Source organism: Vibrio astriarenae (assembly GCF_010587385.1).
Lineage (GTDB): Bacteria > Pseudomonadota > Gammaproteobacteria > Enterobacterales > Vibrionaceae > Vibrio > Vibrio astriarenae.
On record NZ_CP047476.1, the window covers coordinates 105,266 to 117,641 of the forward strand.

Annotated in this window: 11 protein-coding genes; 7 read left to right on the plus strand and 4 right to left on the minus strand. The window is 45.3% G+C overall.

Annotation, left to right across the window (positions count from 1 at the left end):
- Window positions 1-6: 6 nt before the first annotated feature.
- Window positions 7-555: an acyltransferase gene (locus GT360_RS14950; protein WP_164649764.1), complete on the minus strand. Its 549-nt coding sequence runs from the start codon at window positions 553-555 to the stop codon at window positions 7-9.
- Between the two features lie 45 nt (window positions 556-600).
- Window positions 601-2,391: a sodium:solute symporter family transporter gene (locus GT360_RS14955; protein WP_164649765.1), complete on the minus strand. Its 1,791-nt coding sequence runs from the start codon at window positions 2,389-2,391 to the stop codon at window positions 601-603.
- 174 nt (window positions 2,392-2,565) lie between these two features.
- Here GT360_RS14955 and GT360_RS14960 point away from each other — a divergent pair, with 174 nt between their 5' ends.
- Window positions 2,566-3,474 carry a LysR family transcriptional regulator gene (locus tag GT360_RS14960; protein WP_164649766.1) on the plus strand — a complete coding sequence of 303 codons (909 nt, stop codon included), beginning with the start codon at window positions 2,566-2,568 and terminating at the stop codon, window positions 3,472-3,474.
- Window positions 3,475-3,520: 46 nt separating this feature from the next.
- On the opposite strand, the gene GT360_RS14965 is transcribed toward GT360_RS14960, so the two are convergent.
- On the minus strand, window positions 3,521-3,775 hold the full coding sequence (locus GT360_RS14965) for a hypothetical protein (protein ID WP_164649767.1): 255 nt from the start codon (window positions 3,773-3,775) through the stop codon (window positions 3,521-3,523).
- Between the two features lie 402 nt (window positions 3,776-4,177).
- Here GT360_RS14965 and xylF point away from each other — a divergent pair, with 402 nt between their 5' ends.
- From xylF to GT360_RS14980, 3 genes are read left to right on the plus strand one after another with little or no spacing between them, the layout of a single operon-like run.
- The gene (gene xylF / locus GT360_RS14970) at window positions 4,178-5,173 is read left to right on the plus strand and encodes a D-xylose ABC transporter substrate-binding protein (RefSeq protein ID WP_164649768.1); all 996 of its coding nucleotides are present in this window, start codon (window positions 4,178-4,180) and stop codon (window positions 5,171-5,173) included.
- A gap of 54 nt (window positions 5,174-5,227) precedes the next feature.
- On the plus strand, window positions 5,228-6,757 hold the full coding sequence (locus GT360_RS14975; protein WP_164649769.1) for a xylose ABC transporter ATP-binding protein: 1,530 nt from the start codon (window positions 5,228-5,230) through the stop codon (window positions 6,755-6,757).
- Between the two features lie 2 nt (window positions 6,758-6,759).
- Complete coding sequence (locus GT360_RS14980; protein WP_164649770.1) at window positions 6,760-7,935, plus strand: sugar ABC transporter permease; 1,176 nt, start codon at window positions 6,760-6,762, stop codon at window positions 7,933-7,935.
- A 187-nt stretch (window positions 7,936-8,122) separates the two neighbouring features.
- Here the strand turns inward: GT360_RS14980 and GT360_RS14985 are convergent, their stop codons facing one another.
- A complete protein-coding gene (locus GT360_RS14985; RefSeq protein ID WP_164649771.1) occupies window positions 8,123-9,322 on the minus strand; it encodes a XylR family transcriptional regulator in 1,200 nt (399 codons plus the stop codon).
- Window positions 9,323-9,548: 226 nt separating this feature from the next.
- Here GT360_RS14985 and xylB point away from each other — a divergent pair, with 226 nt between their 5' ends.
- The 3 genes from xylB to GT360_RS15000 all read left to right on the plus strand — a co-directional run bounded on the left by xylB (window position 9,549) and on the right by GT360_RS15000 (window position 12,368).
- Window positions 9,549-11,000 carry a xylulokinase gene (xylB, locus tag GT360_RS14990; protein ID WP_164649772.1) on the plus strand — a complete coding sequence of 484 codons (1,452 nt, stop codon included), beginning with the start codon at window positions 9,549-9,551 and terminating at the stop codon, window positions 10,998-11,000.
- A 292-nt stretch (window positions 11,001-11,292) separates the two neighbouring features.
- Window positions 11,293-11,496: a DUF1656 domain-containing protein gene (locus GT360_RS14995; RefSeq protein WP_164649773.1), complete on the plus strand. Its 204-nt coding sequence runs from the start codon at window positions 11,293-11,295 to the stop codon at window positions 11,494-11,496.
- A gap of 8 nt (window positions 11,497-11,504) precedes the next feature.
- A complete protein-coding gene (locus GT360_RS15000; protein ID WP_164649774.1) occupies window positions 11,505-12,368 on the plus strand; it encodes an HlyD family secretion protein in 864 nt (287 codons plus the stop codon).
- Window positions 12,369-12,376: the final 8 nt, after the last annotated feature.

Below are 12,376 nucleotides of genomic sequence, written 5' to 3' on the forward strand. Positions count from 1 at the left end.
CAGTTTTTACTCCTTGTTGAACCAGTGATATTCGCCCGTTTCAGGGTCGATTTTTCCGAGTTGCTTCGCTGGCGAACCACCGAAAATAGCGTAAGCAGGTACATCGGTCGTGACCACTGAGTTAGCGCAAACGAGTGAGCACTGACCAATGGTTGTTCCGGGAGTAATAACAACACCAGTCGTCAGCCAAACTCCATCTTCAATAACTACCTTGCCTTTCTGTAAGTCTGAGCGACCGCTAAATGAGCGTGTGCTTGGCTCAAAAAGATGATTTGAAGCCACGATAGAAACATGAGGGCCAATTAAAACATCTTCACCAATAGTGACATCACCATTTACGTAGCTGTAGAGGCCAACATAAGAGTTGATTCCGATTTGATTCTCACCAATACGGACAATAGCGCCCGGCGCGATTCGTACATCAGGGTTGGTAAAACCAAGAATTTGCGCCCGAGCCTCATCGTCGTGTTTGTTGTTGCTCTGAGCGGTGTAAAGTGTGAATTTGCGAAACTCCTCATCAGTAAGTTCGCCACCGAATTTTTGTTGTACTGACATGTTGATCCTTTATGGCAGAGGGGGGAGCCCTCTGCCTTGTTATTATTATGCGTTACTGGTTTTTAATTGAGAGGATGTTGTCTTATTGGATGCTCGCTTTGCTGCATTGAGCAGAAGAGCACCGATGCCGCCGATAATGAGCGCAACAATGACAAACAACATTCTTCCCCACATAGGGTTCGGAATGAGTACCAGCAGCGCTAAGAATCCTGATGCCATAACGAGCATTTTACCTAGCATTTCACGCTGTTTGTTGTCCATTGCGATGCTTGTAGATGTCTCTTCAACCACAACTTCCGTATCCACATTATTGAAGAACTTGTTGATCTCGGCTGCACGCTCTGGTGATGGCTCTTTGTAGAACAAGCGAGATAGAACAAAGAATGGTAGAGTGATCGCCATGTGGCCAATAACACCTAAAGTGACAGATTTCATTTCAGAGAACTCACGCGCACTCAGTGGTTGCTCTAGTCCCAGTATGTTTTGAATCATTTGTGGTGTAATCACAAAGGCGATAATAGCTGAGACGATCATGCCGACTAAAATAGTGCCCCAGCCAGCCCAGTCTGGAGTCTTGCGAACGAAGAAACACATGATAGATGGAATGAGTACTGGGAAGCCAACCAGCGTACCAACTAGCATCATAAGGTCAAACAGACCAAATTCTTTTAGAGAAGTTAAGAACAGCGCCGTGATGATAATGATGATACCAAACGCGGCAGTCAAAATACGGCTTGCATTCATTAGTTGCTTTTCCGTCGCATTTTTACATACGTACGGTTCATACACACTCTTAAGGATAATACCTGCGTTACGGTTCAGTGCGGAGTCCATTGAAGACATGGTTGCAGCAAACATAGCGGCAAGCATCAAGCCAACCATACCCACTGGCATCTCGTTTTTCACAAACATGTAGTAAGTCGCATCAGCAACTTTGCTCCCAAGGCCTTCAAGACCCCAAGTCGCCGTGTCTGGGTAGTTACCAGCCACAAACCAAGCAGGTAGGAACCAAATCAGTGGGCCGATGATCATTAGGCTACAAGCAAGTAGTGCGGCTTTGCGCGCGTTCTTTGTGTCTTTAGAGGCGATGAATCGGTAAGAGTCCACCATATTGTTGGTGCTGAAGAACTGCTTGACGAAAATACAGATGAACCAACCGACAAACAGGTATGAGTAACTGTATCCATCCCCGATAAGCTGTTGTGTTGGTAAACCGACTTCAAGAAGGTTACCGATACCACCTGACTTCCAGATTGCGACCATCGCAGCAATGAAAGTCATCACAGTGATAATGATCATCTGCATGAAGTCTGAGGCGATAACTGCCCAACTGCCACCAACCAGTGAGATAAATAGAACGACTAGACCTGCGCCAACAATGGTTTGCTCTAGTGGAACACCAACAACGGCACTGGTAAATACGGCAAGGCCGTTTAGCCAAATGGCTGCTTGCAGAACGCTTAATGGAACGTTAGCCCAGGTAAACACTTGCTCATTCACTTTGCCTAAGCGCAAACGAACACCCTGAATCGGGCTAATTACGCGCATTTGACGCGCTTTTGCGGCAAAGAAAAGGTAGTTAATAAAGTAGCCAAGCGCATTGGCAAAAAAGACGACAGCAACTGACATACCGCTGGTTAGCGCTTTACCCATTAGCCCAGTGAAGGTCATAGCACTCAATGCCATCATAAATGCACTTGAACCGACCATCCACCATAGCATCTTACCGCCGCCACGGAAGTATTCACTGGTGTTTGCTGCTGCTGAGCGGAATACCCAACCTAACCCGATGAGGAAGGCAAAGTAGACCAAAACTATGATTATATCGATGTCCATTATTGTTAATCCTGTTTTGTAGGGGGAGGTAATGAACTCTCATTTCGATGTAAAGGGGTTACATTTCTTTTTTAATTAATGAGAGTTGCTCCATGAATAAAACTAAAACGGCTTACCAAATCTTGGAAATGAATTTAATGTATAACAATAATACAAATAACGAATAGGCATCATGTGGACATCAAAACACTAAAGACCTTCGTCAAAGTGGCTAAACTTAAAAACTTTTCGGCAGCAGCGAGGGAGCTGCACTCTGTGCAGCCGACGGTATCGCGTCATATCTCTGATCTAGAGAGCGAGCTGAAAACCAAACTGTTCGAACGAACGACGCATCAGGTAGAGTTGACAGCGTGTGGAGAACGCCTACTTCCAGAGGCGTTGAAGATCATAGAAAATGATCAGCGAGTAAAAGCGATGATCGCCCAAACTGTGGTTGAAGGGCAGCATGAGATCAAAATTGGGTATTTGGCTACCGCTTGCGCTTTCTTTTTGCCCCAGTTACTTAAAGGTTTCCTAGAACAGTATGAGGGAGCGAGTGCGAGGCTTTATGAAATGACGCCTGCGGAACAGGCTGTAGCGATGCAAGAAAATCGAGTTGACATCGTGTTTACGCGCGAGAGTATTCCACTTGAACAAGGTACCTATCAATCTACGCGAGTCTATACAGATACCCTTGTAGCGGTCTTACCTAAAAGCCATAAGCTGGCGCTACGTGAAGAAATTGAGATTAGTGAGCTGGCTGACGAGCGTTTGCATCTGTTTCATAGAAATGAATGGCTAGATGTTTATGAGCGGATTGTCGGTTGCTTCAATGATAATGGAATCTCACCGAATGTCGTTGGCAACCCAATGAACATGCGCCACCTAGTTACGTCGATATCTTCTGGTTTGGGTGTTTCCATAGCCCCAAAATGCATTAAGTCGATTTTGGACGATCAATGCGTTTGCATACCGGTTAAGCAGATTTCCATCGAAGTGCCTTTGCTGGCTTACTACGCACGTCACAGCTCAGCGAGGCTGCTTAACCCGTTTGTAGAGCACTGTATAGCGCAGCGGGAACAGTTGACGAACATTTTATCTTAATATGAATGACCTTCTCAAAGGCAATGCCCTTGAGAAGGTGACATGACTAATCATTGCTCAACATATCTTCAACATCAAAGTTGTAATCGTGCTTACCTCGTTGGATGTAAACGTTGCACTCTTTCATACTTAGAGTCCAGGCTCCGGCCGCAGATTGCTTGGTGAGATGTTCTAGAAAGGCACTTTGGTTTTCTGTCGAGTTGCTGGCCAGATCGCGACCATATTGCTGGCACATTTCAGCGTCAGTTGCGGCAAAAGTGGTTGCAGAAAAAAGGATGGTGGTGGCAATTAGTAATTTCATAGTGTTCTCTCCTATGCGTTTCCTTCCGCTAAAAACATAGGTCAGATCACACTATTGATAAAGTGAATTTACAATATTTACCTTTCTATACGTCAGTTTACGCAGGCTGCAATTAATATAATCATCAGTATTTATCTTTATATTTGAGTAGCTTCGTAGTGATTTTAGAGTGGCTATTCAACTCCGTGTATTTTTATTCATTTATCGAGCAAAGATAAAAATCACAGCGGTGCCAACTAACCATTTGGTTGTTTTTTAATCGGCGTCACATATTGAAACAAAAACCAGATATTGTAAAAGATGTACTAAAAATGCCAAAAGATGGGAGAACGAAATAACGCTAATTTATCCTTAGCCCTGATTTGTGGGGCTCCAATAACGGTGAAACACAAGGATAGAATAATGAAAAAACTAATTTCCACTCTATGTGCTCTGTTTGTTGCTTTTACTGCCTCCCCCGTGATGGCGAAGACGGTCAAGATCGGCATGGCGATCGATGACCTCCGTTTGGAACGTTGGCAAAAAGACCGAGATATCTTCGTTGATAAGGCAGAAGAGCTCGGTGCAAAGGTTTACGTTCAATCAGCAAACGGTAATGAGCAAACTCAAATTTCACAGATAGAAAATATGATCTCTCGTGGCGTTGATGTACTCGTTATCATCCCATATAACGGTGAGGTATTAAGTAATGTTATCGCAGAAGCAAAGCGTGACGGTATTCAAGTCTTAGCGTATGACAGATTAATTAATAATGCAGAAATCGATTTTTATTTGTCATTCGATAATGAAAAAGTCGGTGAAATGCAGGCTGCTGCCATGCTAGAAAACAAGCCGTCAGGTAATTACTTCTTGATGGGCGGCGCGCCAACGGATAATAACGCAAAACTATTCCGCCAGGGCCAAATGAATGTACTTCAACCTAAAATCGACTCTGGCGACATTAAAGTGGTTGGTGACCAATGGGTAGACTCTTGGCTAGCAGAAAATGCGCTTAAAATTATGGAAAATGCGTTAACTGCGAATAACAATGAGATCGATGTTGTTGTTGCTTCTAATGATGCAACAGCAGGTGGTGCAATCCAAGCATTAGATGCTCAAGGTCTTGCAGGTAAAGTTGCAATTTCTGGTCAAGATGCTGACCTAGCGGCAATCCGCCGTATCGTTGCGGGTACTCAAACCATGACGGTTTACAAGCCAATCAATACACTGGCGAGCCGCGCGGCTGAAATCGCCGTTGAGCTAGGTAATGAAGAAGCGCCACAGGCGAACTCGTCACTTAACAATGGATTGAAAGACGTCCCTGCATGGCTCCTTGAGCCAATCACTGTCGATAGAACCAATATCAAGCAGACATTGGTTGCCGATAAGTTCCACGCTGAATCAGATATTTATCAATAATTAGACCAATCACGGAGCCAACAATGTTGGCTCCTTATTCTTGAGGAGGGGACTATGGTTCCGTTGTTAGAGATGCAAGGCATCGTCAAGAAATTTGGTTCAGTGAAGGCACTTGATGGTGTGAGCATAAAGTTGAATAGAGGGGAAATTCTCTCACTCTGTGGCGAAAATGGCTCAGGTAAATCGACCTTAATGAAGGTGCTGTGTGGGATCTACCCCTATGGCGATTATGAAGGTGACATAGCGTTCAAAGGCAATGAAGTGAGGGCAAAAGGCATTGCCGACACGGAAGCGCTGGGCATTGCCATCATCCACCAAGAACTGACTTTGGTAAAAGAACTATCGGTACTCGAAAATCTGTTTTTGGGCTCTGAAATCGAATCTTTTGGTATGTTGGATTTTGATCGCATGCACGCTGAGTCTATTAAGTTACTTGAAAAGGTACAGCTCAATATTTGCCCGGAAACCATCGTTGGTGACCTGGGCGTAGGGCAACAGCAACTGATTGAGATAGCCAAGGCACTGTCAAAAAACGCAGAGCTTCTTGTTCTTGATGAGCCAACCGCGCCCTTAACAGAATCAGAAACTGAAATTCTATTAAATCTGGTTAAAGATCTGCGAGCGCAGGGCGTGAGTTGTATCTTCATCTCCCATAAGTTAGCTGAGGTAAAAGAGATTTCAGACCATATCTGTGTCATTCGCGATGGCATGCATATCGGCACTCGTAGCGCAGAAACCATGACGACAGATGACATCATTACCATGATGGTTGGGCGTGAGATGAAGCAGCTTTTCCCTCGAGAAGAGCACGCGATTGGTGATGTGATTCTTGAGGCAAAAAATATCTGTGCTTGGGATAAAACTAACGCACATATCCCCAAGGTTCGAAACGCAAACTTCTCTTTGAGAAAGGGCGAAATCCTAGGCGTTTCTGGCCTAGTGGGTGCTGGGCGAACTGAACTCATGGAGTGCCTCTACGGATGTTACCAAGGCAAGCACAGTGGTGAGGTTTATTTATCAGGCAAGCCTCTTGAGTTGCGCAGCAGTCATGACGCATTGGAAGCGGGAATTGCGATGGTGCCGGAGGACAGAAAGCGTCACGGCATTGTGCCAATTCTATCGGTTGGCGAGAACATTACCTTAGCTGGACTTGATGCATTTGCACCTGTTGGGGTTCTGAATGATGTTCATGAAGCATCAGAGATTGAAAAGTCGATTAAATCACTCACGGTAAAAACCCCCAATGCGGAGTTGGCAATCCGCAACCTCTCAGGGGGAAACCAGCAAAAAGCGATATTGGCACGTTTCCTTATGATCAATCCGCAGATTCTCATCTTGGATGAGCCCACGCGCGGAATTGATGTGGGTGCGAAGTATGAGATATACAAACTGATCTTCCAACTCGTCAAACAGGGGATCAGCGTGATCATGGTGTCATCAGAGTTACCCGAAGTACTTGGTATCAGTGATCGAGTTCTAGTGATGCATGAGGGCGTCATCAAAGGTGACCTGATTAATGATCAACTGACTCAAGAACAAATCATGGATTGTGCGTTGACTGAAAAAGTCGTAGCAGAGGTATAGTCATGGAACAAGTAAAACCGGTTGCCAATCAGGCAAGTAAAAACAACATTAAACAGTGGCTTGAAGGCTCGAAGCTGCAACTTATTGTAATGGCGGTAGCGATTATCATCATTATGCTGTTCTTCAGTGTGATGACCGATTGGGCGTACCTTTCTCCAAGAAATATCTCCAACCTATTCAGACAAACGGCTATCACCGGTATTTTGGCTATCGGTATGGTGTTTGTCATTATCAGTGGTGAGATTGATCTCTCTGTTGGTTCGATGATGGGATTACTCGGTGGTGCGGCCGCGATATTGGATGTGTGGTTCGGTCTCCCTTTGCCTCTGACCATTTTGATCACCCTAGGTGCTGGCTTACTGCTTGGTACATGGAATGGCTGGTGGGTGGCTTACCGTAAGGTTCCTTCATTTATCGTGACCCTAGCGGGGATGTTGGCATTTCGCGGTATTTTGATTGGTATTACGGATGGTACAACGGTCGCGCCAACCTCAGCGGAAATGGGCATTATCGGACAAAGCTACTTGCCAAACATGCTTGGGATTATTATTGGTGTGGGTGGCCTTGCGATGTATTTCGGTTGGCAGCAAAAACGTCGAGTGATGCGTCAGCAGTATCAACTGCCAGTACCCACGGCAGGCTCCGCGTTAGCGAAACATGCGTTAATCGGGATCGCAGTGCTGAGCATTATCCTTATCTTAAACGACTACCGAGGTGTTCCAACACCAGTGCTTTTGTTAGCGAGCTTCTTAATTGCTGGCACCTTTATCGCATCGAAAACCAAGTTTGGTCGCCGTATCTACGCGATTGGTGGCAATATTGAGGCGAGTCGTTTGTCAGGTATCAATGTAGAGAAGACCAAGCTATCGGTTTATGCCATGAATGGCTTTTTGGTTGCTGTGGCTGCGTTGATATTATCCAGTCGACTTGGCGCTGGTTCACCTTCCGCGGGTAATATCGCCGAGTTGGATGCGATTGCTGCGTGTGTTATCGGTGGCGCGAGTATGGCTGGTGGCGTAGGCACCGTCATTGGTGCAGTGATTGGTGCGTTTATTATGGCTTCCCTCGATAACGGCATGAGCATGATGGACGTTCCTACGTTCTGGCAGTATGTTGTGAAAGGGGCAATCTTATTGCTAGCGGTGTGGATGGACAGTGCAACCAAAGCCAAGCGCTAATCGGTATGGAGAGAGCATCCACTCTCTCCAATGCCAAATTAATAACTCAATATTATAAATATCGTAATCTGATGGATACTGAATCAAGATTACTCCTTTGTTTTATCTCTCAAAGCGAAAACCCCAGCTTAATTAGCTGGGGTTTTTACTATTAACATCAATAGATATAGAGAGTTAAATAAGTGCTCTAGCTGTCACTGCTGCCACCTTCACGATAGTCTTTTGGTGTTCTATCGAGATTCTTTTTAAATACGGTGTACATATATTGCAGTGATGGATAGCCACACAGCTCTGCGACTTCAACAATCGGTAGTGACGTGTTTTTAAGCAGGTTGCACGCTCGATTTAACTTCGAGTTGTGGATCTCTTGGTGTATTGAGTGTCCACGTTCCTCTTTAAATCTCGCTTCCATATTTGAGCGTGAAATGCCCACATAGGTAAGCACTTGGTCTACTTTAATTCCCTTACATGCATTATGACGAATGAAGTGCATCGCTTGGATAACGTATGGGTCTTTCAGAGCTTGGAAGTCGGTACTTTGACGCTCATATACTTGTGTTGGTGGGACAAGTACACGCGCATGTTTGAGCACCTCATTAGGTTGGCGCTCAACTTTGTCGCGGTTTTCAACCAGTTTATGCAGCATCTTTGCAGCGCGGTAGCCCATCTCTTTACTGCCTTGGCCCACTGAGCTCAAGGAAACACGAGTGAGGTAGCGAGCCAGCTCTTCGTTATCAATACCGATCACCGATACCTTGTCTGGAACCATAATATTGAGGTGCTCACACACTTGTAGCAGGTGGCGTGCACGTGAATCTGTTGCCGCAATAATACCCGTTGGGGTTGGTAGCATCTGAAGCCAGTCTGCCAAGCGGTTCATGTCATATTGCCATGTTTGTGGGCTGGTTTCGTTGCCAAGGTAAACAGAGCCAGTATAGCCTTCACGCTTAACGATCTTCTTGAACGCTTTAGTTCTCTCATGTGCCCAGCGCTTGCTTGGATCTTCTGGAATGCCATAAAAAGCGAAGTTCTCTAGCCCTTTTTCACGTAGGTGATGAAAAGCCAGGTCAACCAAGGCTTCGTTATCCGTGGCAACATAAGGGACGTCAGGATACTGCTCTTCTTTTTCGTAAGAGCCGCCCACACCAACAACGGGTATATCGGTGTCGCGTAGGAGCTCTTCAATTTGTGGATCATCAAAATCAGCGATCACACCATCGCCTTTCCATGCCTTGAAGTTATCCAAGTGCGCGGTGAAGTCTTCTTCTAAGAAAATATCCCACTCACATTGGGAAGCTTGTAGGTACTCGCCAATTCCCTCGATGACCTGACGGTCATATACCTTGTTTGCATTGAATAGCAGAGTAATACGATAGCGCTTATCCATGAATCCTCGTGTATCGGTTTAAACGATTGGCATGAATCTTATCAGGAGCGATTTACGCTTGGTGTGATCACAGCCTCACTCGTGAAATCAGTGAAATTGAGTATGAAATTTCGTAATTGTCGCGCTACGAAATCGAGTGAATACTAAAAAAATATAACAAGCTCATTAACGGTCAATGCACAAATGATGAACATTTGCAGCCGTTCAAAGTGTAAGGGGAACACTTATGTATATTGGTATCGACTTAGGCACATCCGGTGTGAAGTCTATCGCTATGTTAAGCAATGGCGAAATCGTGGCGACAAAGAGTGTTTCACTCGAAGTATCACGCCCAGCGCCACTTTGGTCAGAGCAAGCGCCACTTGATTGGTGGAATGCGACTTGTGAATCAATTAAAGGCTTGGGTGAGTCTGTTGATTTGAGCGAAGTCAAAGCGATTGGCCTTTCTGGTCAAATGCACGGTGCAACGCTTTTAGATGGTGACGGTGAAGTACTTCGCCCAGCAATTTTATGGAACGATGGTCGTTGTGAAGCTGAGTGTCACGAGCTAGAGGAGTTAGTTCCAGAAAGTCGTGCAATTACTGGTAATATCATGATGCCAGGTTTTACTGCGCCTAAGCTAAAATGGGTCGCGAATCATGAGCCTGAAGTTTTTGCTAAAGTGAAGCAAGTTCTGCTACCAAAAGACTACCTTCGATTCAAAATGACAGGCGATTACGCTTCTGAAATGTCTGATTCTGCCGGAACATGTTGGTTAGATGTGCGTGCTCGTGATTGGAATGATGAGCTACTTCAAGCGACAGGTCTGACTCGTGAGCAAATGCCAAAATTGTTTGAAGGTAGCGAGATTACCGGTGTTCTTACACAAGAGATGGCGAAAGATTGGGGGATGGGACAAGTTCCTGTCATTGCTGGCGGTGGCGATAATGCTGCGGGTGCGGTCGGTGTGGGGATTACCCAACCAGGTCAAGCGATGCTGTCGCTGGGTACATCTGGTGTTTACTTCGCAGTCAGTGACGGCTTTATTTCAAACCCAGAGTCCGCTTTGCATAGCTTCTGTCATGCACTCCCTAATACATGGCATACCATGTCGGTCATTCTAAGTGCTGCATCCTGTCTACAATGGGTTGCTGACCTAACGGGCTTTGACGATGTGGGTAAAATGATCCAGCAAGTAGAGCAGTCAGCGGATAAATCTTCTCAAGTGATCTTCCTACCTTACCTATCTGGTGAGCGCACACCACATAACGATCCAAACTCTAAAGGTGTGTTCTTTGGTATGACACACTCCACAACCAAATTGGAGCTTGCTCAAGCGGTTCTTGAAGGTGTTGGTTTTGCGTTTGCTGATGGCTTTGATGCGCTGCATGTCACTAAGATGATCCCAGAAGAGGTTTCATTGATTGGCGGTGGTGCTCGTAGTGAATACTGGCGTCAAATGCTGGCAGATATTGTCGGCCTGCCTTTGGTTTACCGCAAAGGGGGTGATGTAGGCCCAGCACTTGGTGCCGCTCGCTTAGCTCAACTAGCGACAGAAGAGGGTGCGGATATCAACACGATTTGCCCAGTACCAGAGTTGGTTCAACGCCATGAGCCAAATGCTGAGCAAGCAGATTACTACCAAGAGAAGCGCGCCACCTATCAAGCTCTCTATCCGAAAATAAAGTCGTTGTTTTAATAAGCAATGCTAGCTTGCCCCCGCAGATGCGGGGGCTTTTTTTTGGATGAGGCTAGTAAAAAGTCTTCTTATCTAAGCTATTTATTCTCAATCAGCTCATGCCTATCCCACAAAAAAACATCTCAAGCCTGCCAGCATCAATGGTGCCTACCACCATATCCAAATCCCCAAAATCTCAGAACTTCTCAGCTTCAACCCTCAAGCAAACGACTGAGAGTTCCATCCTGCATTGGCGAGTTTGTGTGTTTGCTTTCGTGAGGTGTAATGGATTCTCAACTAACGAGGATCAGATATGCCACATGAAATTACCATTGGCGAAATCTACATTCCACCTTTTCTATTGGTGATTTCGCTCTCCTATATAGCTACCCATTTAACCGCTTCAATGCTGGGTAAGTTTAATGTTTATAAACATTTAGCTTACCCAGCAATCGCAGAAATTAGTCTTTTCATTTTGATGAGTTTAGTGATTGGTCTACTCATCCCTTTTGTATAAGGTTTCCAATGTTTCAAAAATATATTACGACCGCTATTCTTGCTATCGCTGCAGGCAGTGGTGCTTATGCTTATTACACTCATAATGTACAGAACCCATGGACAAGAGATGGACAAGTTCGAGCCCATATTGTTCAAGTAACGCCTCGAGTGACGGGTCAAATTGTGGCGTTTAATGTTTCCGACAATCAGGAAGTAAAAGCAGGAGACACTTTGTTCAATATTGATGATAGTCAGTACAAAGCAGAACTTGCGAGTGCGAAAGCCGCCGAGCAGCAGGCGAACGCGTTACTAAGAAAAGCGCAGAACGAGCAAAACCGCGCGCAAGCCCTGGAGCAAAAAGTGCAAGGTTCGGTATCGACACTGACATTAAACAACTATCAGAGTGCGGTTGAGACGGCAGAAGCGAATGTGGCGGCTGCGAAAGCAAAAACGCAGGAAGCAGAGTTGCAACTCACTTATACAGAGATAAAGGCTCCGGTTGATGGCTACATTACTAATTTGAACTATCGAATTGGTTCTCAAGTTGTCGCTAATGCACCTGTTGTAGCTTTGATCGATAAAAACAGTTTTTGGATAGAAGGGTTCTTCAAAGAGACGGACATCCTTGATGTTAAGCTGGAACAAGACGCTAGAGTGACATTGCTTTCCAAAAGCAGACAAGTGTTACGAGGGAAGGTGGAAAGCATCGGTTACGGTATCTCAAAAACAGATGGCAGTACCGGAAATGCATTGTTGCCCAATGTAAATCCAAACTTCCAATGGATAAGGCTTGCTCAGCGCTTACCAGTAAAAATCAAGCTTGATCAGATGCCTGACGATTTACAGTTACGCGTTGGAACAACGGCTTCAGTACAGATTCTCTCTAACTGATATTGAGG

Excerpts from the sequence above, each read along its gene's own strand:
- GT360_RS14950 (WP_164649764.1), bottom strand. The coding sequence starts at position 555 with ATGTCAGTACAACAAAAATTCGGTGGCGAACTTACTGATGAGGAGTTT.
- GT360_RS14955 (WP_164649765.1), bottom strand. The coding sequence starts at position 2,391 with ATGGACATCGATATAATCATAGTTTTGGTCTACTTTGCCTTCCTCATC.
- GT360_RS14965 (WP_164649767.1), bottom strand. The coding sequence starts at position 3,775 with ATGAAATTACTAATTGCCACCACCATCCTTTTTTCTGCAACCACTTTT.
- xylF (WP_164649768.1), top strand. The coding sequence starts at position 4,178 with ATGAAAAAACTAATTTCCACTCTATGTGCTCTGTTTGTTGCTTTTACT.
- GT360_RS14975 (WP_164649769.1), top strand. The coding sequence starts at position 5,228 with ATGGTTCCGTTGTTAGAGATGCAAGGCATCGTCAAGAAATTTGGTTCA.
- GT360_RS14980 (WP_164649770.1), top strand. The coding sequence starts at position 6,760 with ATGGAACAAGTAAAACCGGTTGCCAATCAGGCAAGTAAAAACAACATT.
- GT360_RS14985 (WP_164649771.1), bottom strand. The coding sequence starts at position 9,322 with ATGGATAAGCGCTATCGTATTACTCTGCTATTCAATGCAAACAAGGTA.
- xylB (WP_164649772.1), top strand. The coding sequence starts at position 9,549 with ATGTATATTGGTATCGACTTAGGCACATCCGGTGTGAAGTCTATCGCT.
- GT360_RS14995 (WP_164649773.1), top strand. The coding sequence starts at position 11,293 with ATGCCACATGAAATTACCATTGGCGAAATCTACATTCCACCTTTTCTA.
- GT360_RS15000 (WP_164649774.1), top strand. The coding sequence starts at position 11,505 with ATGTTTCAAAAATATATTACGACCGCTATTCTTGCTATCGCTGCAGGC.